General features: G+C 71.5%; 29 protein-coding genes. 20 read left to right on the top strand and 9 right to left on the bottom strand.

Translation table 11 applies throughout. The features are described 5' to 3' along the window. Positions 1–221: 221 nt before the first annotated feature. A complete protein-coding gene (locus tag ACETWP_RS10785; protein ID WP_373972244.1) occupies positions 222–1103 on the bottom strand; it encodes a matrixin family metalloprotease in 882 nt (293 codons plus the stop codon). A gap of 279 nt (positions 1104–1382) precedes the next feature. On the opposite strand from ACETWP_RS10785, the gene ACETWP_RS10780 reads away from it, so the two are divergent. Further along, positions 1383–2633 carry a CaiB/BaiF CoA transferase family protein gene (locus ACETWP_RS10780; RefSeq protein ID WP_373972243.1) on the top strand — a complete coding sequence of 417 codons (1251 nt, stop codon included), beginning with the start codon at positions 1383–1385 and terminating at the stop codon, positions 2631–2633. 50 nt (positions 2634–2683) lie between these two features. On the opposite strand, the gene ACETWP_RS10775 is transcribed toward ACETWP_RS10780, so the two are convergent. Beyond that, positions 2684–3388, bottom strand: a complete 705-nt coding sequence (locus ACETWP_RS10775) for a LysE family translocator (RefSeq protein ID WP_373972242.1) — start codon at positions 3386–3388, stop codon at positions 2684–2686. Between the two features lie 111 nt (positions 3389–3499). Between ACETWP_RS10775 and ACETWP_RS10770 the strand changes: the two genes are divergently transcribed. Then, positions 3500–3949 carry an Lrp/AsnC family transcriptional regulator gene (locus tag ACETWP_RS10770; protein ID WP_373972241.1) on the top strand — a complete coding sequence of 150 codons (450 nt, stop codon included), beginning with the start codon at positions 3500–3502 and terminating at the stop codon, positions 3947–3949. On the opposite strand, the gene fbaA is transcribed toward ACETWP_RS10770, so the two are convergent. Continuing rightward, positions 3946–4965 (bottom strand): class II fructose-bisphosphate aldolase, encoded by a 1020-nt coding sequence (fbaA, locus tag ACETWP_RS10765; RefSeq protein WP_373972240.1) that lies wholly within the window; start codon positions 4963–4965, stop codon positions 3946–3948. The genes ACETWP_RS10770 and fbaA overlap by 4 nt on opposite strands. A gap of 46 nt (positions 4966–5011) precedes the next feature. After that, positions 5012–6010 (bottom strand): LacI family DNA-binding transcriptional regulator, encoded by a 999-nt coding sequence (locus ACETWP_RS10760; protein WP_373972251.1) that lies wholly within the window; start codon positions 6008–6010, stop codon positions 5012–5014. 169 nt (positions 6011–6179) lie between these two features. Here ACETWP_RS10760 and ACETWP_RS10755 point away from each other — a divergent pair, with 169 nt between their 5' ends. The 5 genes from ACETWP_RS10755 to ACETWP_RS10735 are packed head-to-tail and all read left to right on the top strand — an operon-like array spanning position 6180 to position 10706. Then, a complete protein-coding gene (locus ACETWP_RS10755) occupies positions 6180–7202 on the top strand; it encodes a substrate-binding domain-containing protein (protein ID WP_373972239.1) in 1023 nt (340 codons plus the stop codon). 43 nt (positions 7203–7245) lie between these two features. Beyond that, a complete protein-coding gene (locus tag ACETWP_RS10750) occupies positions 7246–8241 on the top strand; it encodes an ABC transporter permease (protein WP_373972238.1) in 996 nt (331 codons plus the stop codon). Further along, on the top strand, positions 8238–9038 hold the full coding sequence (locus tag ACETWP_RS10745) for an ATP-binding cassette domain-containing protein (RefSeq protein WP_373972237.1): 801 nt from the start codon (positions 8238–8240) through the stop codon (positions 9036–9038). The genes ACETWP_RS10750 and ACETWP_RS10745 overlap by 4 nt, the downstream gene beginning before the upstream one ends. Beyond that, the gene (locus ACETWP_RS10740) at positions 9028–9981 is read left to right on the top strand and encodes a PfkB family carbohydrate kinase (protein WP_373972235.1); all 954 of its coding nucleotides are present in this window, start codon (positions 9028–9030) and stop codon (positions 9979–9981) included. Before ACETWP_RS10745 ends, ACETWP_RS10740 begins: the two co-directional genes overlap by 11 nt. Continuing rightward, positions 9978–10706, top strand: coding sequence for a nucleoside/nucleotide kinase family protein (locus ACETWP_RS10735; protein WP_373972234.1), 729 nt, complete (start codon positions 9978–9980; stop codon positions 10704–10706). The genes ACETWP_RS10740 and ACETWP_RS10735 overlap by 4 nt, the downstream gene beginning before the upstream one ends. A gap of 39 nt (positions 10707–10745) precedes the next feature. On the opposite strand, the gene ACETWP_RS10730 is transcribed toward ACETWP_RS10735, so the two are convergent. Next, positions 10746–11141 carry a BlaI/MecI/CopY family transcriptional regulator gene (locus ACETWP_RS10730; protein ID WP_373972233.1) on the bottom strand — a complete coding sequence of 132 codons (396 nt, stop codon included), beginning with the start codon at positions 11139–11141 and terminating at the stop codon, positions 10746–10748. Next, a complete protein-coding gene (locus ACETWP_RS10725) occupies positions 11138–11695 on the bottom strand; it encodes a hypothetical protein (protein WP_373972232.1) in 558 nt (185 codons plus the stop codon). The genes ACETWP_RS10730 and ACETWP_RS10725 overlap by 4 nt, the downstream gene beginning before the upstream one ends. Before the next feature lie 126 nt (positions 11696–11821). Between ACETWP_RS10725 and ACETWP_RS10720 the strand changes: the two genes are divergently transcribed. The 4 genes from ACETWP_RS10720 to ACETWP_RS10705 all read left to right on the top strand — a co-directional run bounded on the left by ACETWP_RS10720 (position 11822) and on the right by ACETWP_RS10705 (position 15110). Continuing rightward, positions 11822–12634: a DsbA family protein gene (locus ACETWP_RS10720; protein WP_373972231.1), complete on the top strand. Its 813-nt coding sequence runs from the start codon at positions 11822–11824 to the stop codon at positions 12632–12634. Continuing rightward, entirely contained in the window at positions 12634–13470 is an 837-nt protein-coding gene (locus tag ACETWP_RS10715) for a cytochrome c biogenesis CcdA family protein (RefSeq protein ID WP_373972230.1), read from the top strand. The genes ACETWP_RS10720 and ACETWP_RS10715 overlap by 1 nt, the downstream gene beginning before the upstream one ends. Next, positions 13467–13814 carry a DsrE family protein gene (locus ACETWP_RS10710; RefSeq protein ID WP_373972229.1) on the top strand — a complete coding sequence of 116 codons (348 nt, stop codon included), beginning with the start codon at positions 13467–13469 and terminating at the stop codon, positions 13812–13814. Before ACETWP_RS10715 ends, ACETWP_RS10710 begins: the two co-directional genes overlap by 4 nt. Positions 13815–13919: 105 nt before the next feature. Beyond that, entirely contained in the window at positions 13920–15110 is a 1191-nt protein-coding gene (locus tag ACETWP_RS10705; protein ID WP_373972228.1) for an NAD(P)/FAD-dependent oxidoreductase, read from the top strand. A gap of 6 nt (positions 15111–15116) precedes the next feature. On the opposite strand, the gene ACETWP_RS10700 is transcribed toward ACETWP_RS10705, so the two are convergent. Together ACETWP_RS10700 and ACETWP_RS10695 are read right to left on the bottom strand one after the other, a co-directional pair. After that, positions 15117–16259 (bottom strand): N(5)-(carboxyethyl)ornithine synthase, encoded by a 1143-nt coding sequence (locus ACETWP_RS10700; RefSeq protein WP_373972227.1) that lies wholly within the window; start codon positions 16257–16259, stop codon positions 15117–15119. Positions 16260–16265: 6 nt separating this feature from the next. Continuing rightward, positions 16266–16400: a hypothetical protein gene (locus ACETWP_RS10695; protein ID WP_373972226.1), complete on the bottom strand. Its 135-nt coding sequence runs from the start codon at positions 16398–16400 to the stop codon at positions 16266–16268. Positions 16401–16634: 234 nt separating this feature from the next. On the opposite strand from ACETWP_RS10695, the gene ACETWP_RS10690 reads away from it, so the two are divergent. Next, the gene (locus ACETWP_RS10690) at positions 16635–17912 is read left to right on the top strand and encodes a hypothetical protein (protein ID WP_373972225.1); all 1278 of its coding nucleotides are present in this window, start codon (positions 16635–16637) and stop codon (positions 17910–17912) included. Between the two features lie 98 nt (positions 17913–18010). Here ACETWP_RS10690 and ACETWP_RS10685 read toward each other — a convergent pair whose 3' ends face one another. After that, positions 18011–18877 carry a pullulanase X25 domain-containing protein gene (locus ACETWP_RS10685; RefSeq protein WP_373972224.1) on the bottom strand — a complete coding sequence of 289 codons (867 nt, stop codon included), beginning with the start codon at positions 18875–18877 and terminating at the stop codon, positions 18011–18013. 229 nt (positions 18878–19106) lie between these two features. Between ACETWP_RS10685 and ACETWP_RS10680 the strand changes: the two genes are divergently transcribed. The 8 genes from ACETWP_RS10680 to ACETWP_RS10645 all read left to right on the top strand — a co-directional run bounded on the left by ACETWP_RS10680 (position 19107) and on the right by ACETWP_RS10645 (position 26133). Then, positions 19107–19934 (top strand): DUF4397 domain-containing protein, encoded by an 828-nt coding sequence (locus ACETWP_RS10680; protein ID WP_373972223.1) that lies wholly within the window; start codon positions 19107–19109, stop codon positions 19932–19934. Positions 19935–19938: 4 nt separating this feature from the next. Further along, entirely contained in the window at positions 19939–20613 is a 675-nt protein-coding gene (locus ACETWP_RS10675; protein ID WP_373972222.1) for a class F sortase, read from the top strand. A gap of 50 nt (positions 20614–20663) precedes the next feature. After that, entirely contained in the window at positions 20664–21227 is a 564-nt protein-coding gene (locus ACETWP_RS10670) for an RNA polymerase sigma factor (RefSeq protein ID WP_373972221.1), read from the top strand. Further along, the gene (locus ACETWP_RS10665) at positions 21211–21963 is read left to right on the top strand and encodes an anti-sigma factor (protein ID WP_373972220.1); all 753 of its coding nucleotides are present in this window, start codon (positions 21211–21213) and stop codon (positions 21961–21963) included. The genes ACETWP_RS10670 and ACETWP_RS10665 overlap by 17 nt, the downstream gene beginning before the upstream one ends. Before the next feature lie 111 nt (positions 21964–22074). Beyond that, the gene (locus ACETWP_RS10660; RefSeq protein ID WP_373972219.1) at positions 22075–22446 is read left to right on the top strand and encodes a GntR family transcriptional regulator; all 372 of its coding nucleotides are present in this window, start codon (positions 22075–22077) and stop codon (positions 22444–22446) included. Beyond that, positions 22446–23369 carry an ABC transporter ATP-binding protein gene (locus ACETWP_RS10655; protein WP_373972218.1) on the top strand — a complete coding sequence of 308 codons (924 nt, stop codon included), beginning with the start codon at positions 22446–22448 and terminating at the stop codon, positions 23367–23369. The genes ACETWP_RS10660 and ACETWP_RS10655 overlap by 1 nt, the downstream gene beginning before the upstream one ends. Next, the gene (locus ACETWP_RS10650) at positions 23366–24130 is read left to right on the top strand and encodes a hypothetical protein (RefSeq protein ID WP_373972217.1); all 765 of its coding nucleotides are present in this window, start codon (positions 23366–23368) and stop codon (positions 24128–24130) included. Before ACETWP_RS10655 ends, ACETWP_RS10650 begins: the two co-directional genes overlap by 4 nt. 131 nt (positions 24131–24261) lie before the next feature. Continuing rightward, the gene (locus ACETWP_RS10645) at positions 24262–26133 is read left to right on the top strand and encodes an alkyl/aryl-sulfatase (RefSeq protein ID WP_373972216.1); all 1872 of its coding nucleotides are present in this window, start codon (positions 24262–24264) and stop codon (positions 26131–26133) included. The last annotated feature ends 176 nt before the right edge of the window (positions 26134–26309 follow it).

Raw genomic sequence — 26309 nt, 5'->3', positions numbered from 1 at the left:
GTCCGGGTTCGCGTCCATGGGTTAACGCTAGAAGCCGGTACCGACAGTTTGGGACACCCCGCGGCACGGGAACCCTGGCGGGAACAAGAACCGGGCGGCGGCGCGGGCACGGCCGCGGGAACAAAAAAAGGCAAAGGAGCGCCAAGACGCGCGGGCCCCCGTCGATATCTCATCCGCGGGCCCGTAAAACGCGTTCGACGCGGCGCGCGCGGGGGAGGCGGCTACAGCTCCGGGACGCAGGCCCCCGCACCGAGGCGTGCGAGGCCGGCCAGGTCGCCGTCGCCGAAGCGCGTCACGTTGTTGGCGTCGGCGTGCATCAGCTGGGTCGGGTCGTCGACGTGGTCCAGCCCGACGACGTGCCCTAGCTCGTGCATGATGATCGCCCGCACGTGCTCGCGCCCGAGGGGGTGGTCCATCAGGTCCGCGAGGTCCGGCGCGTCGAGCTCGACCTGCCCCGCCACGAAGACCCACGGGCTGCCCGCCGTCGAGGTGTAGCTGCTGCCGCCCATGCCGGCGATGTCCCCCGCGAGCTCGGGGTTGTGCTCCGGCGTCGACCACGCGATGAGGACCGGTGCCCACTTCTTGCCGTACCTGTCGGGCTGATATAATTCGCGGTCGTCGGACGGGGCCTCGTCGGTTGCGCCGTCGTCCACGAACCGCAGGCCGGTGGCCGCCGCGACCTCGGCGACGGCCTCGCGAACCAGCGCGTCGGAACCGGGCGGCGCGTGGTCCGGCCGGACCACGTAGTGGACGGGGCGGCAGGGGTCGTACGCGAGGAACTCCTGGCCGTCGTCCGGCGCGGGGAAGAGCCGGTACGACGTCGAATCGCCGGCGGCGGGAGGGCTGCCGAGTGGCCGCTCGGCGGCGTCGACGCCGCGCGGGGGCACGTCTGCGCCGGGCAGGTACGGTTCGACCGCGGGCACGAGGTAGCGTTCGATCAGCTGGGGCCCGAAGACGAGGAACGCCACGAAGGCGATCGCCAACGCGGTCCGCGGCGCGCCACGGCGTCGTCCGGTGCGCATCCGGCGCTTGCGGGCCCTCCGCGCGGCGCGGATGTCCCGCGCGCCCACCGGGTCGTAGCCTTCCCCTCCACCGTGCGGCATGTCCCCCCAAGAAGCCGTGGATCGCCGTCGAGCCGGACGGACGGAGTCAGCATAGCGGCCAGATCGCGGCGCATGGGCCCGACGCGGCGCGGCAACAACCGTTGAGCGTGGCGTGGGCTGCTGTTAGCGTCGTGTCCGCGGCACGAGACCCGCGGGCGAACTCAATACAGTGCGGTCAACACAGTGCGGTCAACCCCGCGATCGTCGGCGGATCGCGAACCCGGTGGCCGGATGACCCGATCCGCACCGGACCCGCTGCCGAACCGACGAAGGAGTCCCATGGTCAATGAACCGATCGCACCCCTGAAAGGGGTGCGCGTCCTGGAACTCGGCAACTACATCGCGGCGCCCACGGCGGGACGACTGCTGGCGGACTTCGGGGCCGAGGTGATCAAGGTCGAGCGGCCGGGCACCGGCGACGAGCTGCGCAACTGGCGCCTCCGCAAGGGGACGACGTCGATGCTCTACCGGACGCTCAACCGCAACAAGAAGTCCGTGGTGCTGGACCTGCGGGGCGAGGCCGGGCGCGCGGCGGTCCTCGAACTCGTCGGGCACTGCGACATCCTGCTGGAGAACTTCCGTCCGGGCACCTTGGAGAAGTGGGGACTCGGCCCCGAGGTCCTCAACGAGGCCAACCCCGAGCTGGTCATCACGCGCATCTCCGCGTTCGGACAGACGGGGCCCCTGTCCCAGCGTCCCGGTTTCGCCGCCGTCGCGGAGGCCTACAGCGGCTTCCGCAACCTCGTCGGGGATCCCGACCGCGCGCCGGTCCGGGTCGGTGTCTCCATCGGGGACTCGATCGCCGGGCTCTACGCGGCGTTCGGTTCCGTCATGGGCCTCTTCCAGAGGGACGCGCGCCGCCAGGCGGGGTCGGGGGCGGTCGGGCTCACCGGGCGGGTCATCGACGTCGCCCTGCACGAGGCGATGTTTTCCATGATGGAGTCGCTGATCCCCGACTACGAGGCCTACGGCGATCGGCGCGAGCGCGTCGGCGGACGCATGGAGGGCATCGCGCCGTCCAACGCGTACGTCTGCGCGGACGGGACCAGCATCGTCGTCGCCGGGAACGGGGACTCGATCTACCACCGCTACATGGAGACCATCGGGCGCCCGGACCTCGGCGCGGACCCCGGCCTGCAGACCAACGCCGAGCGCTGGGGCCGGCGCGAGGAACTGGACGCGGCGATCGGGGAGTGGTCCCGCACGCTGACCGCCGCGGACGCTCTCGCGGCCCTCGACGCCGCCGGCGTGCCGGCCGGGCCCATTTACACCGCCGCGGACATCGTGGCCGACGAGCAGTACGCGGCGCGGAACATGATCCAGAAGTTCGACGTCTCCACCGGCGAGGAAATGCTCACCGGGGTCGGGTTCCCGGGCATCGTCCCGGTGCTCGACGGGCGTTCCCTGCCCATCCGAAACCTGGGGCCGGACCTGGGGGAACACACCGCGGAGGTCCTCGGCGGGCTCCTGGGCATGGATGCGGGGCAGATCGACGCGGCGATGCGCCACGAGGAGGGCACGCCGGCCTAGGCGCCACCTTCGAAACCGTGCCTGGCCGAGCGGCGCCCGGTAACCCGCGGTCAGCGCAGCGCGGCCGCGACGCGGCCGGCGCCGTCGATCAGGCCCGGAAGCTGCTCGGCCAGGAGCACCGCGCCCAGGACGGTCATCACGAGGCCGCTGGCCAGTGTCACGCCCCGGGCGGCGCCGGGCCGGGAGCGAAGGAGGCGGCGCGCGCCGTGGGCGACCAGGCTGTACACGGCTACCGACACCGCGAAGTGCGACAGCCCCAGGATCCCCGTCTGCACGGGGACCGGCAGCGCCTGGTCCGCGCCGACGAACTGGGGAATGAGCGCCAGGTACAGCAGGAGCGCCTTGGGGTTGGTCGCGCTCGTGCCGAGCCCCGCGAGGAAGCTGCGGCGGTCCGCCGCGGCGTCGCGGGGCACGGCGGCGGGCGACGCTGCGGGCACGACGGCGGATCCGGCGTCGTGCGGCGCGAAGCCCGCGCCGCGCCACGAGCGCGCCGTCGTGATGCCGAGCCAGAGCAGGTACGCGGCCCCGAGCACCGTCAGGCCGGCCAGCAGCTCCGGGCGTGCGGCGATGAGCGCGGCGAGGCCGGCGACGATCAACGCGGTGTGCACCAGATACCCCGCGCAGAGGCCCGCGACCGCGGGCGCCACCCGGCGGCGGCCCAGGCCGGCGGAGATCGAGTACGCCCAGTCGGCCCCGGGAGTGAGGGCCAGGGCCACGGAGACGACGGCGAATCCAAGGATCGACTGGGGGTCCACGGGGCGGCTCCTGGAGTGGGTGGGATGGTGCCTCTCCAGCGTAGGAAAAAGAACGCGAAATGTGCTGTCCAAGAGGTGCGCCGCAAGCGGGTTCGGCGATACGGTTTGTGCGTGATCGACGCCATCGACAGAAGTATTTTGCGCAGGCTCCAACAAGACGGGCGAATGACCGCCACCGCCCTCGCGGCGGAGGTGGGCCTGACGGTCGCCCCGTGCCACCGGCGGCTCAGGGAGCTCGAGTCCTCCGGGGTCGTCCAGGGCTACCGCGCGGTGGTGGATCCGGCGAGCGTGGGGCTGGGCTTCCAGGCGCTGGTGTTCGTCACCCTGCGCGACCGGCAGAACATGCTGGCGTTCGAGGAGGCGGTCGTCGCCACGGACCGGGTGGTCGAGGCCTCGCGGCTGTTCGGCGAGCCCGACTTCCTGCTCAAGGTCATCGCCGAGGACCTTCCCGCGTACCAGCGCTTCTACGACGAGGTGCTGGTGGCGCTCCCGGGCGTGGAGAAGCTGACCAGCACCATCGTCATGAAGAACCTGAAGGGCGCCGGCGTGCTGCCTCTTTAGCGGGACCGGCCGGCCGAGCCCAGCTGTTCGGCGGCCTCGACGACGCGCAGGGCCATGGCACGCTCGGCCGGCTTGCCCCAGCTGCGCGGGTCGTAGTGCTTCTTGTTGCCGACCTCGCCGTCGATCTTCAACACGGAGTCGTAGTGCGACATCATGTGGCCGGCGATGGAGCGGGTGAACGCGTACTGGGTATCCGTGTCGATGTTCATCTTGACCGTGCCGTGGGCGACGGCGGCGGCGATCTCGTCCCGGCTGGATCCGGATCCGCCGTGGAAGACTAGGTTGAAGGGTTTTTCCGTCCCCGTTTCCGCGCCGATGGCCGCCTGGATCTCCCCGAGGATCTCGGGGCGCAGATGCACGCCGCCCGGCTTGTAGACACCGTGGACGTTGCCGAACGTCAGCGCCGTGAGGTACTCGCCGTCCTCGCCGGTGCCCAGCCGGCGGACGGTCGCACGCGCGTCCGCCACCGTCGAATAGAGCTTCTCGTCGATGGCTCCCACGATGCCGTCCTCCTCGCCCCCGACGACGCCGACCTCGATCTCCAGGAGCGTCTTGGCGGCCCGCGAGAGCTCGAGGAGCTCCTCGGCGATGTCCAGGTTGCGGTCGAGGGGGACCGCCGAACCGTCCCACATGTGGGACTGCACCAGCGGGTCGAGCCCGCGGGCCACCCGCCCGGCGGAGTGCGCGAGCAGGGGGCGCACCCAGTCGTCGAGATGCTCCTCGGGGCAGTGGTCGGTGTGCAGCGCCACCGTGACCGGGTACCGGGAGGCGACCTCGTGCGCGTAGGCGGCGAGGGCGAGCGTGCCGGCGACGCGATCCTGGACACGGTTGCCGGACAGGTACAGCGCCGTGCCCAGGGAAATCTGGATGATGCCGTCGCTCTCCGCCTCGGCGAATCCGTCCAAAGCCGCGTTCAGCGTCTGGGACGACGTCACGTTGATCGCCGGCAACGCGTAGCCGTGGTCCTTCGCGCTGCGGATGAGTCCCGAGTACTGCTCGGGGGAAGCGATGGGCATGTGGTGCTCCTTGGTGGAGGTGGTGGACTCGGTGGACGAAGCGGGGTCAGCCGACGCAGCCGCAGGACCCGCGATGCCTGAACGCGGGCGCGATGCTCTGCCGGGTGTACGGAGCATCCGTCCCCGCGATTCTCGCCAGGAGCGACTGCATGGCCAGGGACCCCATGGTCTCGATGTCCTGGGCCATGGTCGTCAGCCGGGGCTCGAACGAGTCGGCCCATTCGAAGTCGTCGAACCCCACGAGCGCCACGTCGCGGGGGACCTGGAGGCCGCGTTCCCGGAGCGCCTTCATCACGCCGATCGTCATGGCGTTGTTGAGGCTGACGACGGCGGTGGGAGGATCCGGCTCGTCGAGCAGCAGCCGCGCCGCCGCGTAGGCGCCGTCCACGGTCGACAGGCCGGAGGCCACGAGCGCGTCGCCCGGGTCGAGCCCGGCGTCGCCCAGGGCGCGCAGGAAGCCCTCGGTGCGCTCCCGGGTGGTGCTCAGCCCCTCGACGCCGGTGACGGCGGCGATGCGGCGGTGCCCGAGCTCGAGCAGGTGCCGGGTGAGGGCGCGGACGGGCTCGTGGTTCTCGGGAGCGAACTGGTCGCACGGGAAGTCGACGAACCGGTCGATGAGCACCAGCGGCGTCTTGGACTCCCGGATGACGGACAGGATGCGGCTGTCCGCGCCGTCGCCGACCGCGGGGGCCAGCAGCAGCCCGTCGATGCGGCGGTCGAGCAGGGAACCCACGGCGCGCAGTTCACTCTGCGGGTCGTCGTGCGTGTCGGCCAGCACGATCGTGTAGCCGGCGGCCGTGGCCTCCTTCTCGATGGCGTTCACCAGGCTGCCGAAATAGGGGTTGCTGAGCACGGAGATGGCCAGACCCAGGGTGTGCGTGCGCTGCGTGGCCAGCGAGCGCGCGAGCCCGTTGCGCCGGTAGCCCGTCTGCTCGATCGCGTTCTCGACGCGGCGCCTCGCGTCGTCGCTGACGGCCCTCGTCCCGTTGAGAACGTGCGAGACCGTCGATCCGGACACGCGCGCGAGGCGTGCGACGTCGTTCATCGTCGTCACGGGGCCGTCCCAGGCAGGATCATGTCCCCACTATAGGCGGGTGTGACCAATTTCACGCAAGCGCTTGCGCAAGCGCTTGCGTACCCCTACTGTGGCGACCACGGGGCGGGGTGACGCACACCACAGGCCTCTCATGCAACGCACTGACAAGGGAGTCATCATGAAGGTTTTCACCAAGGCCATCGGCGCCGCCTCCGTCGGCCTGCTCGCGCTCACGTTGGGTGCCTGCGGCTCGGGTTCGAACGACGACGCGGGCGCCTCGGGTTCCTCCGGCGAAGCGGCGGGCGACGTCAAGATCGGCCTCGTCACCAAGACCGACACCAACCCGTTCTTCGTCAAGCTCCGCGAGTCCGCGCAGGAGGCCGCCGAGGCGGAGGGCGCCGAGGTGGTCGCGCTGGCGGGGAAGTTCGACGGCGACAACGAGGGCCAGGTCGCCGCGATCGAGAACCTCGTCGCCCAGGGCGTCAAGGGCATCCTCATCACGCCGAACTCCTCGACCGGAATCCTCGCCGCCATCGAGAAGGCGCGCGAAGCCGGCGTCGTCGTCATCGCGCTCGACACCGCCACCGAGCCCGAAGACGCCGTCGACGCGACGTTCGCCACCGACAACAAGAAGGCCGGGGTCCTGCAGGGAAGCTACGTGAAGGCGGCACTGGGGGACAAGGAACCCAGCGTCATCCTGCTCGACGGAACGCCCGGCGGCACCGTGGACACCTTCCGCCACGACGGATTCCTGGAGGGCATGGGCCTCGAGGAGGGCGCGCCGGAGATCAAGGGCCAGGAAAACACCAACGGCGACCAGACCAAGGCCCAGACGGCCATGGAGAACCTCCTCCAGCGCGTCCCGGACGCGAACGCGCTCTACACGATCAACGAGCCCGCCGCCGCGGGCGCGTACCAGGCCATCAAGTCGGCCGGCAAGGAGGACCAGATCGTCATCGGGTCGATCGATGGCAGCTGCACGGGTGTGGAGAACGTCGAGAAGGGTGTCATCGGGGCCACCGTCATGCAGTTCCCGGGCACGATGGCCGCGGAGGGTGTCAAGGCCGTCGTCGAATACGCGGCGTCCGGCACCAAGCCCTCCGGCTTCACCGACACGGGCACGGTGATTATCACCAACACGCCGATCGAGGGCGTCGATTCCGAGGACACCACGTGGGGCATGGACAACTGCTGGGGCTGAGACCGCCGACAGACCCTCCACCCCTCCACCACGGGAGAACCACATGACCTCGCGATCCACCGAAACCGTGCCGCCGACAGCGCTCAAGGGAGCCCGGCTGCGCGAATTCATCCGACAACCGCTTCTGGGGCCGCTCACGGCGCTACTCATCGCCGTCGTGGTCTTCAGCGTGGCCACGGACAACTTCCTCTCCACCGGGAACCTCTCGCTCCTGCTCCAGCAGTCGGTGGTCATCGGCATCCTGGCGGTGGGCCAGACGCTCATCATCCTCACCGGCGGCATCGACCTGTCCATCGGAGCGGTCGCGATCCTGGGAACGCTGGTCATGGCCAAGGTCGGACTGGCCTACGGCCCGGTGGTGGGCCTGCTCGCGACCGTGGTCGTCTGCGTCGCGGCCGGGTCCATCAACGGCGTGCTGGTTGCCGTGCTCAACCTGCCGCCGTTCATCGTCACGCTGGGCACCTTCACCGTCTTCTTCGCGGCCACCCAGCTCTACGCCGGTTCACAGACGTACGCCGCCATCGACGGAGTCCAGACCGCGCTGGGCGAATCGCTGGACCTCGGGGTCTTCATGACCACCTACGGCGTGCTCGCGATGCTGGCGGTGTACGTGGTGGTCTGGTACATGCTCACGCAGACGGCCACCGGGCAGCACATCTATGCCGTGGGCGGGAACCCGCAGGCGGCCGCGCTGGTCGGCATCAAGACGCGCAAGACCCTGTTCCTCGTGTACGCGCTCGCCGGGCTCATCGCGGCGGTCGCGGCCTGGGCCGCCATGGGGCGGATACCCGTCGCGGATCCCAACGCCTTCCAGCAGGCGAACCTGGAAACCATCACCGCGGTCGTCATCGGCGGGACCAGCCTCTTCGGCGGGCGCGGCAGCGTGTTCGGGACGCTGATCGGCATGCTGATCGTCAGTGTCCTGCGCAGCGGCCTGACCGCGGCCGGCGTGGACGCCCTGTACCAGAACATCGCCACCGGCATCCTGGTCATCGCGGCCGTGACGCTGGACCAGGTCGCCCGACGGAGGGCGGCATGAGCGCGCCGGAAACGAACCCGGAAACCGTGCTGAGCGCGCGCGGCCTCGTCAAGCGCTACGGAAGCGTCACCGCCATCAACGGTGCGGACTTCGATCTGCGCGCGGGCGAGGTGCTCGCCGTGATCGGCGACAACGGGGCTGGCAAGTCCAGCCTTATCAAGGCGCTGACCGGCGCCCTGACGCCCGACGAGGGATCCATCAGCCTCGACGGACGGCAGGTGAGCTTCCGGAACACCCTCGACGCGCGGGCCGCCGGGATCGAAACGGTCTATCAGGACCTCGCCGTCATCCCGGCGTTGGACATCGCCACCAACGTCTATCTGGGACGCGAGCTCCGCAAGCCCGGCATCCTGGGGTCGGTCTTCCGCCAGCTGGACAAGAAGCGGATGCGCCACGAGGCGGCCGGGCACCTCGCGGACCTCAAGATCGGCATCAAGTCCGTGACCCAGAACGTCGAGACCCTCTCCGGTGGGCAACGGCAAGGCGTCGCCGTCGTGCGGACCGCGGCCTTTGGCAAGCGCGTCATCGTCATGGACGAACCCACGGCTGCGCTGGGGGTGCGCGAAACCGGCATGGTGATCGAACTCATCCGCAAGATCCGCGACCGCGGCATCCCCGTGGTGCTCATCAGTCATGACATGCCCAACGTCTTCGCGGTGGCCGACAGGATCCACGTCCACCGCCTCGGCCGGCGGGCCGCCGTCGTGGACCCGAAGCACCGGGACATGGCCGAGGTCGTGGCACTGATGACCGGTGCGCTCGAGCCGACGGACGAGGAAAAGAACGGTGGGGCCTAGCCAGGGCGGCCGGACCGGCCGCGGCGCGGAGCCGGGGTGGGCGTGGTTCGTCGGACTGGCCACCCTCGATGTCCTGCAGCGCGTGGACCACTGGCCGGGGCCCAACGAGAAGCTCACGTCCACGTGGCACGAGATCTCGCCGGGCGGGCCCGCCACGAATGCGGCGATGGCGCACGCCGCCCTCGGCGGGACGGCCCTGCTCAGCACGGCGCTCGGCAGCCACGCCGTGGGGCAGACGATCCGCGGCAGGGTCGAGGCCGCGGGGGTGCGGGTCGATGACCGGGGGGCCGACGACACCGTCCCCGCGGTCTCCAGCATCATCCTCAGCGGGACGGCGGGGGACCGGGCGATCGTCTCGGCCGACGGCACGGGCCTGTCCGTCGGGGAGCCCGATCGGGCTCCGACGCTGGACGGGTGCGGCGCCGTCCTGCTGGATGGCCACCATCCCCGGCTCGCCCTGTGGGCGGCGCGCGCGGCTCGTGCGGCCGGGGTGCGCGTGGTGGTCGACGCGGGGCGCTGGAAACCCGCCCTGGGGGAGTTGCTGGGACTGGCCGACGACGTCGTCTGTTCGGCCGACTTCACGATGCCCGGCGCGGCGGATGCCGCGGCCGTGCTGGAGGCGCTGCTCGCCAGGGGTGTTCGACGGGCCGCGATCACGCGTGGCCGGGACTCCGTGCTGTGGGCCAGCGTCGACGGTGGCGACGCGGGATCCCCGGCGTCCGGCCGGATCCCGGTTCCGTCCGTCGAGGCCCTCGACACCCTGGCGGCGGGGGACGTTTTCCACGGCGCCTATGTCCACGCGGTGGTGCAGGCCGGAATCGGCTTCCCCGAGGCGCTGGCCTACGCGGCCGCGGTCACCGCCGACAAGGTGCAGGTCACCGGACAGGTGGCATGGCTCGACGCCTTGCGCGCCCGACGGAACTCCCCGGTGGGTACGCCGTGAACCGCCCGGCCGCGCGGACCGCGGACGACAACGAGACGCGGACCGCGAACGACAACGAGACCTGGGAGCGAAATCGCGTGATCCCCGAGAACGTGGAACTGGAAGAGTTGGTGGCGCACGCGCGGGGCCTGGCCGTCCCGGGGCAGCGGCACATCCTGGGCATCGTGGGCGCCCCCGGATCCGGGAAGTCGACCCTGGCGGCCGCCATCGTCGCAGCCCTCGGTCCGGCGCTGTCCACGCTGGTCCCCATGGACGGCTTCCACCTAGCCAACGCGGTGCTCGTCGCGCAAGGCAAACGCGACCGCAAGGGTGCCATCGACACGTTCGACGCCATGGGATGCGCCCTGCTCCTCGAACGGTTGGCCGGCCAGACGGCCGCGGACCCGGTGGTCTACGCACCGGTCTTCCGGCGCGAGATCGAGGAGCCGATCGCCTGCGCCAACCCCGTCGCGTGGGACACCCCGCTGGTCGTCGTGGAGGGGAACTACCTGCTGCACGACGACCCGGTCTGGGGGCGGGCCGCCGCGTGCCTGGACACCTCCTGGTACCTGCAGCCTGAGACGGGGATCCGCCACGGCCGGCTGATCCGGCGCCACGAGGAGTTCGGCAAGGCGCCCGCGGACGCCAAGGCATGGGCGCTGGGGACGGACGAGGTCAACGCCGAGCTCATCTCCCGCAGCGCGGTGCGCGCGGACCGCGTTCTCCGTCTCCTGACGCATCTGTAGCAGCACCGGCCGGGCACCGGCCGGTGCTCGGCGACCGGGTCAGAGCAGGGAGCGCAGTAACTCGCGGTCCGCGTCGTCGAGCATGCCGACGAAGCGGGTGAGGCAGCGTTGGCGGTCGTTGGTCTCGGCGAGCGAACGGACCATGTGGGCCGCGGAGAACTGACAGCCGGTCAGGGCGGCCTCGTAGGACCAGACCCGTCCCGTCAGCTCCCGCGTGAGCAGGCCCTTGTCGAAGAGATGCCCCAGGACGGTGGCGACCGTGGTGTAGGCGGGCACTGGATCGCCGCCCTCCCGCAGGGCCTCCAGCACGTCCCGCGCGGTGTGCGGGCGCCGGTCACGCCAGAGCGCGTCCAGGACGCGGCGCTCCAGCGTGCCGACCGGCGGCGCGGCCTCGGCGTTGAAGGGCAGGACGCCGGCGCGGGGGTCGTCGGTCATGGCGCGGTCCTTTCCAGCGAGCCGCGCGGACGTGCGGGCAGCAGGCACTCCACCTGCCCGGAGAGGCGGAAAACCAGCGCCAGGGCGGTGGCCGCGAGGGCGGCACCGGCCAGCAGGGGCTGCACCGGCGCGAAGTACGTGATGGCCCCGGAATAGCCCAGCGCCAGCAGCGCGATCTTGTTGCACACCGGGCAGCCGACGGCGAACCAGGCCAGAAGGCCGCCGGCGAGCCCCCAGCGGGACGGCTTGTGCGAGGGCTCGACGGCGGAAGAATCCCGGACGAGGTCCGGCGCGGCCCGGACGTAGCTGGCCAGAAGAAGCCCGGACAGCAGCGAGGTGGCGAGCCACACGGGGTAGCTCCAGGGAGTCGGCGCGATGTCCCGGGTGAAGACGTCGTTGGGGATGAGCACGGTCGCGAAGCCCAGAAGGAGCGCGATGCCCAGCGACGCGGCGGCGGCGGATCCCCATTGCCGGACCCCCCACCAGCGCAGGGCAGTGGCGGACAGGGGTATCCGGCGAGCGATGTCCTTTGTCCAGCGGGCGATCGACTGCATGGTTCCCTCCGGGCGTCGGTGGTCTGACCGAGGCCGCATCCTTCTACTATGCATGATAGTAGTGTTACTAACCAACATAGTAGATGCGGATGTCGCCACCGGCGGCCGCTCAGCGAAGGACGTGGAATGAATCAGGACGAATCGACCCCGGACAACGGCCGCGCGGCTCCCCGGACCGAGGCGGCGCCCACCCCCGTCGGCCCGGCTCCCGCCCGGCGGAAGATGCCGTGGTTCTGGATCCTCCCGATCCCCGTGGCCCTCGTCGTGGGGCTGCTGATCGGCGCCCAGTTGCCGGTGGGCGAGCGGTCGCCCGCGGAGACCCAGGCACCGGCGGCCGCGACCGCGGCACCGGGTGCCGCGGCGCCGCAACCGGACATCCCCGACGTGTCCCGGCTCGATCCGCAGGACGGCACCGCGATCGGATCCGTGGACGCCCCCGTCGTCATGGTCGCGTTCACGGACTTCCAGTGCCCGTTCTGCGCCAAGTGGACCGACGCCACGCTGCCGGACCTCGTGACCGAGTACGTCGACTCCGGCAGGCTGCGCATCGAATGGCGGGACCTGGACCTCTTCGGCGAGGCCTCGCTGACGGGCGCCCACGCGGCCCAGGCCGCGGCCCTGCAGGGAGGCTACGTGGACTTCCACCACCGCATGGCCGAAGGCGGAAAGATCTCCCCGAACGCCGACTTCGGGGACGAGAACCTCCGGGCCGTGGCCACGGAGCTGGGGATGGACGGGGAGAAGTTGATCGCCGACATGGACAGCCCGGCAGTGAAGGACGCGGTGCGGCGCAACATCGAGGAGGCCGAGTCGCTGGGCATCATGAGCACCCCGGTCTTCCTCATCAACACGACGCCGTTCGTCTGCGCCCAGCCGCTGGCCAACTTCGAGGCGGCGATCGACGCCGAGCTCTACAGGGCCGGGGCGGAGAGGCCGTAGTGGGGGCGGGAATCGCCTTCGCGTTCGTCGGGGGTATCCTCGGCCTGTTCAGCCCGTGCAACGCGATGCTGCTGCCCGCGTTCTTCGCACACGCGGCGACGTCGACCCGGCGCCTCGGCGCCCTCGGCGTGGCGTTCCTCGCCGGGACGCTCGCCACGCTGGTCCCGCTCGGCCTCGGCGTCGGCTGGTTGGGCGGCGTGTTGACGATCGACCGCGGGCTGCTGATCGTCGCCGCGGGGTGGGTCGTGGTGGCGCTGGGCCTGGTCCAGGTCCTCGGGGGAGGATTCGACGCCGCGCGCCTCCTGCCCCGGCGCGCGCGCCGGCCCCGCGACCCCGGCTCCCTCGGCGGGGCCGTGTTGCTCGGCACGGTGGCCGGCGTCGCGGGTTTCTGCACGGGACCGGTCCTGGGCGCGATCCTGACGCTGGTGCTGAGCAGCGGCAGCCCGCTCGCCGGCGGGTTGCTGCTCGCCGTCTACGCCGCGGGGACGGTTCTGCCCGTCATCGCCGCCGCCGGGGCGGTCCGTCGCTTCGGCGCCGTCCGCTGGCGGTGGCTGCGGGGCCGCGCGTTCCGGTTCGGTCCGTTGCGCCTGCACACCCACACACTCGCCGCCGGGGCGGTCACCTCGCTGGTCGGCGCCGCGATGCTGACCACCGGCGGCCTCATCAGCGCCCCGGAACTGCTGCCCCACGAGGTGCTCGACGCGGTTTCCGCGGCGTCGTCGGCGGTCGATGCCGCCGTCCCGGGCTGGGCCTGGACGGCGCTGGCCGGCACCGCGGCGCTGGGCTGGTGGCTCGCGGCGGCCCGCCGCCGCCTCGCCGCGCGGGATGCCGCATGAGGCGCATCCTGTTGCTCCACGTGGCCGGCCCGGGTGAACCGCCGTTCCCCGATCTCGCCGCCGCGGCCCGGGCGGCCCGCAACGCACTCGCCGAACTGGACGGGGCCGACGTCGAGATCGTGGTCCAGGGACCGTCCGTTGGGGCGCTCGTCGCCGGAGGGCCGGCCGGCGACGAACTGCGGACCCTGCTGGAGGACGGCGTCGCCGTCGCCGCGTGCGCGAACAGCCTGCGCTCGGCGGGACTCGCCGGTAAACCGCTCGTGAAGGGCGTGCGCGTGGTCCCCGCCGCCGTCGCGCGCCTGGCCGAGGCCCAGTTCGACGGCGCCGCGTACGTTCGCGTGTAGGCGCGTCGGCATCCGCGTCCGCGCCGGCGCCGCGCTTGCGCCCGCCGCCAATGCCGTGCTTGGCTGGCCGCTGGCGCACGGCCGGCAACGAAGGAGCTCCAACGCATGGGACAGCACCACCGGGTACTGGTGATCGGCGGCGGAAACGCCGGGATCTCGCTGGCCGCACGACTGACACGGAAGAACATCGGCGACGTCGCCGTCATCGAGCCGCGCGAGACACACTACTTCCAGCCGCTGTTCTCCCACATCGGTGCGGGCGCGGCGGAAATGGCCGAGGCGGTGCGCCCGCAGGCGGACGTCATGCCGCGCGGCGTCGAGTGGATCCGCGACGCGGTGACCGACATCCTGCCCGGCGAGAACGCCGTCGTGCTGGCCGGCGGCGGCCGCGTCACCTACGACCACCTGGTGGTGTGCCCGGGCCTGCAGCTGGACTGGGACGCGGTGCCCGGTCTCGCCGAGGCCATGGCCGGACCGCACGGCTCCTCGAACTACGACGCCGAGCTGGCCCCGAAGACCTGGGACCTGGTGCGCAACCTGCGCTCCGGGACGGCCGTGTTCACGCAACCGCCCGGCCCGGCGAAGTGCGCCGGCGCGGCGCAGAAGATCGCCTACATGGCCTGCGACTACTGGCGCGAGCAGGGCGTGCTGCAGGACATCGCCGTCGCGCTCGTGGTGCCCACCCCCACCGCCTTCGGGATGCCCGACGTCGACGCCGAGCTCGAGCGCAAGATGGCGGAATACGGGATGACGCTGCTGACCTCGACGACGCTCGCCGCCGTCGACGCCGACGACCGCACGGTGGTGCTCGCCGGTCCCGCGGGCGAGCGGGAGGTGCCCTACGACCTGCTGCACGTGGTGCCGCCGCAGTCCGCGCCCGACTGGCTGAAGAACACCGACCTGCCCGCCTCCGGGGACGAAGGCGGCTTCGTCGAGGTCGACCCCGAGACGCTGCGGCACCGCCGCTACCCCAACGTCTGGTCGCTCGGCGACGCGGCCGGGACGACGAACTCGAAGTCGGGCGGCGCGCTGCGCAAGCAGGTCAAGGTCCTCGCGAAGAACCTCGTCGGCGCGCTGCGGGGCCAGGCCCCGCAGGCGCGGTACGACGGCTACTCCGTTTGCCCGTTCACCCTCAGTCGCGGCACCGCCTTCTTCGCCGAGTTCGACGACGCGTACCGCCCCCGGCCGTCGTACCCCTGGCTGAAGATGGCCAAGGAGCGGCGCTGGCAGTGGGTCATGGACCGGCACGTGCTGCCCCAGGTCTACTGGCACCTCATCCTCAAGGGCCGCGCCTGAGCGGACCTAGGCCGGCGCGTGCGGGTAGTCCGCCGAGCGGTTCTGGAAGGCCAGGACCGCGGGGTTGACGACGGCGCCGCCGCGGATCTCGATGGCACGCCGGATGGTCTCGTTGGCGTCCCAGCTGTCCGGCCCCTCCAGCACGGGGCGCAGGAACGGCATGAGGGCCTCGCTGATTTCCCACGTGGCCGAGTTCCACAGGTACGACGGCGTGTGGTCCACCGCGTAGTAGTGGATGTGGTCGCCGACGTCGAACATCGGCTCCTTGAAACTCGTCATCTTCGCCCAGCTGAAGCCCATGCCCTCGTCGCAGGACACGTCGACGATCAGGCTGCCCGGCCGGAACAGGCCCAGGTCGGCCTCGTTCAGGTAGGTCAGCGGCGCGTTGGGGTCCTGCAGCGTGCAGTTGACGACGATGTCGTGCTCCGCCAGGTACGGAGCCAGCGGCAGGCGGCCGCGGTCCGTGATGACCGAACTGAGGTACGGGGCGTTCGCGTCGTGGTCGAACTGCGTGATCCGCACGGAGTGGATGGGCGAACCGACGGCGGCCACGCCGCGGCTGGTGAGCACCTCGACGTCGTGGATGCCGTGCGCGTTCAGCGCCGTCACCGCGCCGCGCGCCGTGGCCCCGAACCCGATGACGACGGCGCTGAGCCGGCGCCCGTAGTCGCCGGTGGAGCCGATGAGCTCCAGCGAGTGCAGCACCGAGCAGTACCCGGCCAGCTCGTTGTTCTTGTGGAACACGTGCAGGCCGAAGCCGCCGTCGGACGCCCAGTGGTTCATGGCCTCGAAGGCGATGAGCGTCAGGCGCTTGTCGATGGCCAGCTGGGTGAGGGCGCGGTCCTGCACGCAGTGCGGCCAGCCCCACAGCGTTTGGCCGTCGCGGAGTTCGGCGAGGTCCTCGGCCTGGGGCTTCGGCAACAGCACGACGTCCGCCGCGGCAATGAGCTCGCTGCGTGACGCGAGCCGCCCGACCAGCGGGGCGAGCTGGGCGTCGGAGACGCCGAACCGCTCGCCGTAGCCGTGCTCGAGGATCATGCGTTCGCGCAGGTCGGCGTCGATACGCTCCAGGTGCAGGGGATGGATGGGCAGCCGGCGTTCGTCGGCCTTCCGGGTGGTGGCGAGAACGCCGACGGTCTGCAGTGCCACGGGCGCCTAGCGCTTCTTGGTGGCGGACAGGGTTTCCGCGGCGGCGTTGCCGGCGGCCTTGGCCTTCTTGTCGACGCGCTTTTCCTTGATGGACTTGCCGACCTTCTTGGAGGCGGTCTGTCGGGGGGATTTATCGGCCATCGTGTGACTCCTCAGGCGGAAGCAATGCTGCTGCTTCCTGACAGGAGCGAGGTTGCTCCCTCCCTTGACCATACGGCACGGTGCCGCACGCGCGCGGTGTGCGGACGCGATGGTGGGAAACAGGCCCGAGTGGCCGTGGGGTTCGGCGTTTGCGCGCGGGAGTCCTCCTAGGATGGGGGCGACGGGGGCCGGCCGGCGCCCGTCCCCGAAATCCCTGGCCGACAAGGAGTCTTGATGACCGTGTCCCACACACGCCACCTCAGCGGTGTGCTCGTCCCCGCGGACGACCGTGCCCTCGATCCGGAGGCGGTGCGGGTGTTCCTGCGGCGCCACAGCGTCCTCGGGTCCGTGGTCCCGCGGGGCGGGGACGACGGGCTCGCGGGGGAGGCGGGCGGCGTGCCCGTCGGGCTGACCGTCGCCGCGGATTCCGAGCAGCGCGTGCTGCTCAACGCGCCGGACGGTCCGGCGCCGGGCCTGACCGTCGGCGAGCTGGCCGGGCTGCTGGTCCGGGAGTTCGGCGCCGCCGTGTGGCTCGGGGACGAGTACGCGTCGGGACTGCCGGAGCCGGAAGGGGACGGCGGCGAGGACGGTGGGGAAGGCGACGAAGGCGGGGAGGGCGCAAACCCAGGCGGCGAGGACGGCGAAGACTCGCAGGTCGCGATCCGGCGGCCGCGGGTCCTCATCACCTCGCTGCGCCCCGAGTACCTGGGCGCGGTGGCGAAGGAGGCGGGGTCGGCCATCCGCGCCGCGGAGGTCGACGGCCGGACGATCATCCAGCTGACGTCCGCGTCCGCGGGCCTGGAGTACTACCTGTGGTTCAAGAAGGAGCTTCCGGTCATCGGGCTCGGCGATGGGCCGGACGGGCGCAGCCTCGGCGTCCTGTGCCGTCGGGGGCTGCTGCCGGGCCACGTGCTGTCCCGGATGCCCGCGGAGAGCCCCAGCTTCGGGGTCGAGGAGGTGCATGCGGGATCCCGGGGCCTCGTCGAAGGGCTGGTGGATCCGCACCTGCGGGCCGATTCGGCGCTGCGCGGGCTGCTGGCCGAGCCGATGTTCCGGCACCTGGACTTCGGCACGATGCGCGAGGCCCTGCAGCGGCCGGACGACGAGCGCTACCTCGCCCGGCTGCTGGTGCTCCTGGGCCAGCCTGTGGTCGCGGCCGAGGTCTTCGAAAGCGGCGCCCCGCTCCCGGGCTCCGAGCTGGTCGAGCCCACGGGCGCGTGGAAGGGCCTGGTCCGGTCGCTGGACCGCTACGTGGACGACGCGCCGGGACGCGCCCGAAGCACCAACCCGTTCACGCGCTGGGCCGCCGCCGGGTACAGCCAGCCGCGGAAGGCGTTCTCCACGATCGTTCCCGAGGCGCTGGCCGGCGCGGCCGGCGTCGCATGGGCGCTCACCGCCGAGGACCGCCCGGGCTGGCTGACCGCCGTGGGCGTGGTCGGCGCGCTCCTGATCCTCGATGCCGTCCTCGACGCGGCGATCGCCCTGCGCACGCTCCGGCGACGCGGAGCCTGACCCGGCGCAGGGCGCAGGGCCGGACATGGCAGGGCGGCGCCGGACATGGCGAGGGCGGCCCCCCAACGGGAGGCCGCCCTCGACGGCGTCGGCCGGCGTCAGCCCTGGCCGTGCTGGATGCGGATGTCGCGGCTGGTGTGGTCGTAGATGAAGTTCACGCGGCCACCGGCGTGGTGCAGCTCGTGGTTGGCGCCGTCGCGCACCCCGTAGGCCCCGTAGTTCTCGACCCACGAGCGGTCCAGCGCCACCTTGTAGGTGTAGTGGCCGGCGGGCAGGTCGGCGGAGAGCTTCCAGCGCACCTCGGCCGGGTCGAAGCTCATCTGGGCCTGGTCGAGGGCAGGGTTCCAGTCCTCCGGCGCGCCGAGGATCGTGTTGAAGTCGCCGGCGAGCGCGACGGCGGACGGCTGTCCGGACGGCGGATTCGCCGCGGCGGCGCTTTCGAAGGCCGCTGCCTCCACGGGCTCGGCCGCGGGGGTTTCGCTGGCGGATCCGGAGGTGGAACCGACGGGGGCGGCCGCGGGCGCGACGCCAGCCGCGGCCGCGGGCTTGCGGGTGGAGGCCTTGCGGACAGCGGGCTTCTTGGCCGCCGCGGACTTCTTCGGGGCCTTGAGCACCGGCAGGAGGGTGCCCTCGGGGACCGGGGTTCCGGCGGCGAGCGCGGCGGTGAAGGAGGCGGCATCCGGGAAGGCGACCGTGGCGCGCTGCCCCTCGTCCGTCACGGTCCAGCCCGAGCGGCCCTTCGTCATCCAGCCGGCCTTGACCAGCTTGCCGGTGGCGACGCTGAGGTTCTTGTGTCCCCGCGGGATGCCGCCGCTGAGGAGCTCCTTCTCGTGCTCCGTCGGCGGGACGCGGACCAGCGCCTCGGCCAGGACCTTGCCGGCGTTGGACGCTTCGCCGGAGAGGGCGTTTTCGGTCAGGATGTCGAGGACGGATTTGAGGCGGACGTCGGTCTTCACGGTGGCCATGGCGCTCCTAGGGTGTGCGGGTTTTCCTTAAGTATGGATGCCGCGCGTGAACGGCGCATCAAGACGTGATCAACGCGGCGTTTCGTTGCGGCTTCTTCCGCGTGGCGCCGGTCCGCAGGGCGCCGGAAAGATTTCTTCGCGTGACCGCATCCGCGGGGGCCCGCCCGGCGGAAGTACAGGGTGTCAGACCATCCAGGCCCCACCGGGCTCCTTCCGGAAGGAAAAAACGATGCGCAAGACCCCCATCATCGCCGCGGCAGCGGGAATCGCACTCTTGGGAATGGGTGCCGTCCCGGCCCAGGCCGCGGAGACCGAGGAGGGCGCCATGCTCTCCGTCCTCCACGGCGTCCCCGGGCTCACCGTGGACGTCTACGTCAACGGCGACCTCACCCTGGACGACTTCGAGCCCGGGGACATGGCCGGCCCGCTGGACCTGCCCGCCGGAACCTACACGGTCGCGATCACCGCCGCGGACGCCGAGGACGACTCCTCGCCGGCGATCGGACCCGTGGACCTGGACCTGGCGGCGGGCGGCAACTACACGGCCGCCGCGCACCTGACCGAGGCCGGCGAGCCCACGGCCACCTTGTTCGAGAACGACCTGTCCTCCGTCGCCGCCGGCGAGGGCCGCCTGGTGGTCCGCCACGTCGCGGCCGCGCCAGCCGTCGACGTGCTGGCCGGCGGAGAGGCGGTCGTGAGCGACCTCGCGAACCCGGACGAGGCCACGCTGGACCTGCCCGCGGGCACCGTCTCGGCCTCCGTGGCCGCGGCCGGCACCACCGACCCCGTGATCGGCCCCGCCGACGTCGAGGTCGCCGAGGGCAACGCAACCATCGTGTACGCGTGGGGCAGCCTCGAGGACGGCAACCTGGACCTGGCCGTGCAGTCGATCGAGGGTATGGGATCCGCCCCGGACGGCGTTCCCACCGGCACCGCGCAGGTGATCGACGAGGGCGCCAACACCGGCCTGATGCTGGGTCTCGGCGCGTTGCTGCTGGCGGGGCTCGCCTTCGCCGGCCGCGCCGTTTCCCTCCGTTCGGTCTCCGCCCGGAAGTAGCACCATGAAAAGGCTGCTCGGTCTCGCCGCGGCGGCTCTCCTGCTGACGGGCTGCGCCGTTCCCTCGGCGCAGTCCGTCCTCCGGGGCGGAGAGGCTCGCACCTCCGCCCCAGCGCCGGCGTCGTCCTCGCCCTCCTCCCTGACGACGACGCCGGCGCCCCGGCCGAGCGCCGCGGCCCTGCCGGACATCCCGGTGCGGGACGCGGCGCTCGCGCCCCCGGGCGCCCCGCCTCCGGCCCCGGTCCGCCTGGCCTACGGGGCCATCGGGGCGGACATGCGGGTCGCGCCGGTGGGGGTGGCCGGCGACGGCCAGATGGCCATCCCCGAGGACGCCGTCCTCGCCGGATGGTACCGCCACTCCGCGTCGCCCGCCGAGGAGGACGGCACCGTCGTCGTCGCCGCGCACGCCGGGTCCATCCCGACGCCACGCGGACCGCTCTACGACCTGCGGGACTCCCGGCCCGGCCACGAGGTGGTGCTCGAGGACGAGGCGGGCCGGCGCACCGCGTACCGGGTCGCCGCCGTGGAGCAGCTCACCAAGACCGCGATCGACTTCGGCGCCTACTTCACCCGGACGGGCGACAAGCGTCTGGTGCTGATCACCTGCGGCGGCCGCTGGGACGAGGAGCGGCAGAGCTACGACGACAACATCATCGTCACCGCCGTCCCGTCGGGGTGATTCCCGTGCCTACAATGGGCCTCAGTGCGACGCCGAGGACTAACGGGGAGGTGGACGTCGCGGACACCGATCCGGAGCAGCTGGCCCTCGCGTTTGCTGCGGGCGACGCGGAGGCCATGCGGCAGGCGTACGAACGCTATGCGCCGATGGTCCACACGCTCGCCCTGCGCGCGCTGGACAACCGGCACGACGCCGAGGACGTCACCCAACAGGTGTTCGTCTCCGCCTGGCGGTCGCGATCCGGGTTCGATCCCGGCAAGGCGGCCCTCGGGGCGTGGATCGTCGGCATCACGCGGCGCAGGATCGCCGACGTCTACGCCGCCCGCACCCGCGCGATGCGCTCGCAGGACGCCGTGTTCGCGGTTGCGGACGCCGAGGAGGCGGAGGACGGGACCGACGCCGTCGTCGTGAACCGGGTGGTCGTGGCCGACGCGATCGAGCGGCTCGGGTCCCCGCAAAAGGAGATTCTGCGGCTAGCGTTCTTCGCGGACCTGACGCACACGGCGATCGCAGAGCAACTGGACCTGCCCCTGGGCACCGTCAAGTCCCATATCAACCGAAGTCTGAAACGTTTACGAGAATCGATGGTGGTGGCAGATGCGGCATCTCGATGACGACCGGCTCGCGCTGCTCGCCGTCGACGGCGATCGGGCGCTGGACCCCGAGTCCGCCCTGCACCTCGCCGGCTGCGACCGGTGCCAGGGGGAGGCCTCCGCGTTCCTGGACCTGGGCGCCGCCGTGCGCGCGGGCGAGGAACTGGTGCCGCCGGCACCCGCGGTCTGGGACCGGATCGAGGCGGAACTGGGGGAGGAGCTCCGCCCGGCGGCGGCCGAGCCCCCCGCCGCGCCGGCGTCCGGCGTCGTCCCGCTCGAACGGCGTGACCGGCGCGACCGGCGCGACCCCTGGCCCCGGCGCATCGCGTTCGCAGCGGCCGCCAGCTTCGCGCTGGGCGTGGCCGCGACCGCCGGCGTCGTGTCCCTGCTGGACCGCGACGCGGGCGACGACGCCCCGCGCGCGGACGTCGTCCAGACCGCGTCGCTCGAGCCCCTGCCGGGCTGGGACGCCGCCGGAGCGGCGCGCGTGGAGTCCGTCGAGGGCCAACTGCGACTCGTGGTCGACCTCCCCGAGAGCGACGTGGACGGCTACCGCGAGGTGTGGCTGTTGGACCGCGAGGTGACGAGCCTGCTCAGCCTCGGCACCATGAGCGGCTCCGAGGCGAGCTTCGTCCTGCCGGCCGGGCTGGACCTGGACAAGTACGCGGTGGTCGACGTCTCGAGCGAGCCGTTCGACGGCGATCCGGCGCACAGCGGCGACAGCATCGCCCGCGGGGAGCTGCAGGCCGGCGCCTGATCCGGCAATTCGCCCCGCGACCGCCCCTAATGCAAGGCCGGTCTTGACGCCCTGCATCCTCGGTGCTGTAGTTAGTTACATGACTAATGAACCAAGTAAGCCGGATGGCTGATGGACGACGCCAAGCCCCTCTTCATCCAGCTGGCCGAGCAGATCGAGGGTCGGATCCTTGACGGGACCTACCCCGAGGAGACCCAGGTGCCGTCGACCAACGAGTTCGCCGCGTTCCTGAGGATCAATCCGGCGACGGCGGGCAAGGGTCTCACGCGTCTCGTCGAGGCGGGCGTCCTCTACAAGAGGCGGGGGATCGGCATGTTCGTGGCCCGGGGGGCCCGCGAGGGGCTCCTGCGCGCCCGCCGGGAGACCTTCAGGGACCAATTCATCCAGCCGCTGATCGACGAGGCCGCGAGGCTCGGGATCGACCCCGCGCAGCTCGCGGGCATGGTCGCCGAAGCGGCATCCACCACAGAGGAGGTGCGGTGATGTCCACCGCCATTGACGTCAGGGGTCTGCGCAAGGCCTATGGCAAAACGACCGTCCTGCGGGACATCGACTTCAGCGTCCAGGAGAACACCATCTGCGGGTTGCTGGGCCGCAACGGCGCCGGCAAGACAACCATCATGTCGGTCCTGTCCGGGCAGGAGCCCTCCTCCGGGGGTGATGTGCGCGTGCTCGGCGGCGAGCCGTTCGAGAACGTCTCCGTGCTGAGCCGGCTCTGTTTCATGCGCGAGAACCAGAAGTACCCGGAGGACTTCAAGGCCTCGCACGTGTTGCGCACCGCGCCGTGGTTCTACGAGAACTGGGACCGGGACCTCGCCGCGGATCTCGTCGCGCAGTTCCGGCTTCCGCTCGAGACGCCCATCAAGAAGCTCTCCCGCGGGCAGCTCTCGTCGGTGGCCATCATCGTGGGGATGGCGGCCCGCTCGCCGGTCACCTTCTTCGACGAGCCCTACCTCGGCCTCGACGCCACGGCGCGCGCCATCTTCTACGACCGGCTGCTGGAGGACTTCATGGAGCACCCGCGCACCATCATGATGTCCACCCACCTGATCGACGAGGCGTCCAATCTCCTGGAACGGGTCATCGTGATCGACCAGGGCCGGAAGGTCATGGACGCCGACGTGGAGGAGGCCAAGGCCGCGGCCTTCACCGTGTCCGGGCCGGCGGCCGCCGTCGAGGCCGCGTCCCGCGGCCACAGGCTGCTCCGCCGGCAGACGCTGGGCGGGCTCGTCTCCGCGACGCTCGAGGGCCAGCCCGACGGCGGGACCCGCGCCCTCGCGGCCGAACGCGGACTCGAACTGGGTCCCGTCACCCTCCAGTCGCTCGTGGCCGCCTACGGGCTGCTCGGCGGCGACGACACCGAATCGCCCGTGGAACCCGCGCCAGAACAGGAGACCATCCGATGACCGCCCCCGCCCCCGCCCTCCCGTCCCGGGATGCCCGCCGCGCGCATCCTCTCGTCAAGGTGGTGCGGCTGCACTTCGTGGACACGAGCCGCATGTTCGGCGTGCCACTCATCATCTTCGGCGGCGCGATCGCCGTCGGCGTCGTCATCATGCTCATCCTCCGGGCCTTCGTCCCCGGGACGGAGGAGGACCTCAGCGAGGGGTTCCGCCACAACCAGGCCGCGCTGTGGTGCTTCGCGGGATACTTCGTCAACCTCGGGGTCATGGCCTACGCGCGCACGATGCCGTACGCCATCGGCATGGGCAGCACGCGGCGGCACTACTGGAACGGCACCGCGATCGCGCTGTGCGCCGAGGCGCTCTTCCTCGCGCTGACCATGGTCGTGCTCCTGGCCGTCGAGCGCGCCACGGGGCACTGGTTCGTCGGGGCCCGCACCTTCGACGTGTACGTCGTGGGCGACGGCGACTATGGCGACCTCTTCCTCATGGGCTTCGGGATCGCCTTCGCGTCGCTGTTCGTCGGCGCCGGCTTCGCCTCCGTGTACCTGCGGTGGAACCAGAAGGGCGTCATCGCCGTCTTCGCCGGCATCGTCGCGGCGCTCCTGGCCCTCCTGGCCGCGGTGCTCGGATTCGGGCTCGACGTACCGGGCGCCCTCGGTCCCTTCGCGTTCTGGAAGGTCGCGGCGGGGCTGGTCGGGCTCGGGGTGCTGGCCGCCGCGGGCAGCTGGCTGGTCCTCCGGCGGGCCCCGATCGGCCGCTAGCGCCCCCCGGTTCGGGTGTTTCCTCGGTTCCTGGTGCCGCGATCGGGGTTCATCCACGGGGGATGATGTTCCGCGGCAACGAGGCGTGGGACGCTCAGGTCCACCAAGCCGCCCCGAGGGAAGGGAAACCCATGTCGCAGAAGCCAGCCACACCGGCGATCGAGGCCGAACACCGCAGGCTCGCGGAGTCGCTGCCCTTCGAGGACGCCCGGGACTTCGAGGATGCGGACCGAGGATTCATCGCGGCCCTCAGCCCCGGCGTCGTCCGGGCGCAGGACGGCCGCGTGGTCTGGGACAACGACAAGTACTCGTTCCTTGGCGGGGACGCGCCCGCCACGGTCAACCCGAGTCTCTGGCGACAGTCGAAACTCGTGGCGAAGCAGGGGCTCTACGAGGTCGTCGCGGGCATCTACCAGGTCCGCGGACTGGACCTCTCGAACATCACCTTCGTCGAGTCCGACCGCGGCGTGATCGTCATCGACCCCCTGATCTCCACGGAAACGGCCGCGGCCGCGCTGGGGCTGTACCGGGAGAACCGGGGCGAGCGACCCGTCGTGGCCGTGATCTACACGCACAGCCACGTCGACCACTTCGGCGGGGTCTTCGGGGTGGCCACGCAGGCGGACGTGGACGCCGGGCGCATCGAGGTGATCGCCCCGGAGGGCTTCGTCGGTCACGCGGTCGCGGAGAACGTCTACGCGGGCACCGCAATGGGCCGCCGGGCCGGCTACATGTATGGGACGGCGTTGGAGTGCGGCCCCAGGGGCCAGGTGGGGGCGGGGCTCGGCCAGGCGACGTCGACCGGCGAACTCGGGCTCATCGTGCCGACGGTCGAGATCGGCTGGACCGGCCAGCGACACACGGTCGACGGCGTCGAGATCGAGTTCCAGATGGCCCCCGGCAGCGAGGCGCCGGCGGAGATGCATTTCTACTTCCCCCGCTACCGGGCCTTGTGCATGGCGGAAAACGCGACCCACACGCTGCACAACCTGCTCACGCTGCGCGGCGCGCTGGTCCGCGATCCCCACGCGTGGTCCACGTACCTGACCGAGGCGATCCGGCTGTTCGGCCGCCGGAGCGACGTCGCGTTCGCCTCGCACCACTGGCCGACGTGGGGCGCGGAGCGGATCGAGGACTATCTCGCGACACAGCGTGACCTCTACGCCTACCTCCACGACCAGACCCTGCGGTGCATGAACCAGGGGCTGACCGGGGCGGAGATCGCCGAGACCCTCAAGCTGCCGCCAGCCCTGGAGAACGCCTGGCACACGCACGGCTACTACGGATCGGTCAGCCACAACGTCAAGGCCATCTACCAGCGCTATATGGGGTGGTTCGACGCGAACCCCGCGCGTCTGTGGCCGCATCCTCCGGCCGCGCTCGCCGAGCGCTACGTGGAGGCGATGGGAGGCATGGACCGCGTCGTCGAGTTGGCCCGGACGGCCTTCGACGCCGGGGACTTCCGGTGGGCCGCCACCCTGCTGGACCACGCCGTCTTCGTGGATGCCGACCACGCCGCGGCCCGGGAGCTGTACGCGGACGTGCTCGAACAGCTCGGCTACGGGTCCGAGAACGGGACGTGGCGGAACTTCTTCCTCTCCGGCGCCACGGAGTTGCGCGGGGCGAACTTCGGGACCCCGACCGTCCCCTCCGCGCCGGCCATCGTGGCCCAGCTGACCCCCGAGCAGCTTTTCGACTCGTTGGCGATCTCGGTGAACGGCCCGAAGGCGTGGGACCTGGACCTGACGCTGGAGGTGACGTTCACGGACCTCGACGCCACGTACCACCTGTCCCTGCGCAACGGGGTGTTGGTCCACGGAATCCTCCAGCCGGGCGAGACCGCCCAAGCCGCGGTCCGGCTCACCAAGGCCCGGATGCTGGCACTGCTCGGCGGCGACGCGACATCCGAGGGGATCGACGTCACCGGCGGCGGGACGGTGCTGCCCCAGTTGCTGGGCGTCCTGGACGCCGGGAACCCCTCCTTCAACATCGTGACCCCCTAGTTCCGCCGGGAGCCCTGGTTCCGCCGGGGCCGGTCCCCGATCTCATCTCCCGAGGGTGACGTGTGGGGCTTCTCCCCACGGGATACTTCGAGGGAACGGGATGCGGCGGTCGCGGCTTGGGGCCACCGGACCCGGAATCGGGGACGCTCCGCCGACCGGTCGGCTGGTGTCTTCGG

Source organism: Arthrobacter halodurans (genome assembly GCF_041877255.1).
GTDB lineage: Bacteria > Actinomycetota > Actinomycetes > Actinomycetales > Micrococcaceae > Arthrobacter_N > Arthrobacter_N halodurans.
The sequence above is the reverse complement of the archived record's forward strand: the minus strand, read 5'-3'. Positions and strand labels throughout refer to the sequence as shown.

What these genes read in the sequence shown, in the direction of transcription:
- ACETWP_RS10785 (WP_373972244.1), bottom strand. Translation starts at nt 1,103, where the DNA reads ATGCCGCACGGTGGAGGGGAAGGCTACGACCCGGTGGGCGCGCGGGAC.
- ACETWP_RS10780 (WP_373972243.1), top strand. Translation starts at nt 1,383, where the DNA reads ATGGTCAATGAACCGATCGCACCCCTGAAAGGGGTGCGCGTCCTGGAA.
- fbaA (WP_373972240.1), bottom strand. Translation starts at nt 4,965, where the DNA reads ATGCCCATCGCTTCCCCCGAGCAGTACTCGGGACTCATCCGCAGCGCG.
- ACETWP_RS10760 (WP_373972251.1), bottom strand. Translation starts at nt 6,010, where the DNA reads ATGAACGACGTCGCACGCCTCGCGCGCGTGTCCGGATCGACGGTCTCG.
- ACETWP_RS10755 (WP_373972239.1), top strand. Translation starts at nt 6,180, where the DNA reads ATGAAGGTTTTCACCAAGGCCATCGGCGCCGCCTCCGTCGGCCTGCTC.
- ACETWP_RS10750 (WP_373972238.1), top strand. Translation starts at nt 7,246, where the DNA reads ATGACCTCGCGATCCACCGAAACCGTGCCGCCGACAGCGCTCAAGGGA.
- ACETWP_RS10745 (WP_373972237.1), top strand. Translation starts at nt 8,238, where the DNA reads ATGAGCGCGCCGGAAACGAACCCGGAAACCGTGCTGAGCGCGCGCGGC.
- ACETWP_RS10730 (WP_373972233.1), bottom strand. Translation starts at nt 11,141, where the DNA reads ATGACCGACGACCCCCGCGCCGGCGTCCTGCCCTTCAACGCCGAGGCC.
- ACETWP_RS10725 (WP_373972232.1), bottom strand. Translation starts at nt 11,695, where the DNA reads ATGCAGTCGATCGCCCGCTGGACAAAGGACATCGCTCGCCGGATACCC.
- ACETWP_RS10720 (WP_373972231.1), top strand. Translation starts at nt 11,822, where the DNA reads ATGAATCAGGACGAATCGACCCCGGACAACGGCCGCGCGGCTCCCCGG.
- ACETWP_RS10710 (WP_373972229.1), top strand. Translation starts at nt 13,467, where the DNA reads ATGAGGCGCATCCTGTTGCTCCACGTGGCCGGCCCGGGTGAACCGCCG.
- ACETWP_RS10705 (WP_373972228.1), top strand. Translation starts at nt 13,920, where the DNA reads ATGGGACAGCACCACCGGGTACTGGTGATCGGCGGCGGAAACGCCGGG.
- ACETWP_RS10695 (WP_373972226.1), bottom strand. Translation starts at nt 16,400, where the DNA reads ATGGCCGATAAATCCCCCCGACAGACCGCCTCCAAGAAGGTCGGCAAG.
- ACETWP_RS10690 (WP_373972225.1), top strand. Translation starts at nt 16,635, where the DNA reads ATGACCGTGTCCCACACACGCCACCTCAGCGGTGTGCTCGTCCCCGCG.
- ACETWP_RS10685 (WP_373972224.1), bottom strand. Translation starts at nt 18,877, where the DNA reads ATGGCCACCGTGAAGACCGACGTCCGCCTCAAATCCGTCCTCGACATC.
- ACETWP_RS10680 (WP_373972223.1), top strand. Translation starts at nt 19,107, where the DNA reads ATGCGCAAGACCCCCATCATCGCCGCGGCAGCGGGAATCGCACTCTTG.
- ACETWP_RS10675 (WP_373972222.1), top strand. Translation starts at nt 19,939, where the DNA reads ATGAAAAGGCTGCTCGGTCTCGCCGCGGCGGCTCTCCTGCTGACGGGC.
- ACETWP_RS10665 (WP_373972220.1), top strand. Translation starts at nt 21,211, where the DNA reads ATGCGGCATCTCGATGACGACCGGCTCGCGCTGCTCGCCGTCGACGGC.
- ACETWP_RS10660 (WP_373972219.1), top strand. Translation starts at nt 22,075, where the DNA reads ATGGACGACGCCAAGCCCCTCTTCATCCAGCTGGCCGAGCAGATCGAG.
- ACETWP_RS10655 (WP_373972218.1), top strand. Translation starts at nt 22,446, where the DNA reads ATGTCCACCGCCATTGACGTCAGGGGTCTGCGCAAGGCCTATGGCAAA.
- ACETWP_RS10650 (WP_373972217.1), top strand. Translation starts at nt 23,366, where the DNA reads ATGACCGCCCCCGCCCCCGCCCTCCCGTCCCGGGATGCCCGCCGCGCG.
- ACETWP_RS10645 (WP_373972216.1), top strand. Translation starts at nt 24,262, where the DNA reads ATGTCGCAGAAGCCAGCCACACCGGCGATCGAGGCCGAACACCGCAGG.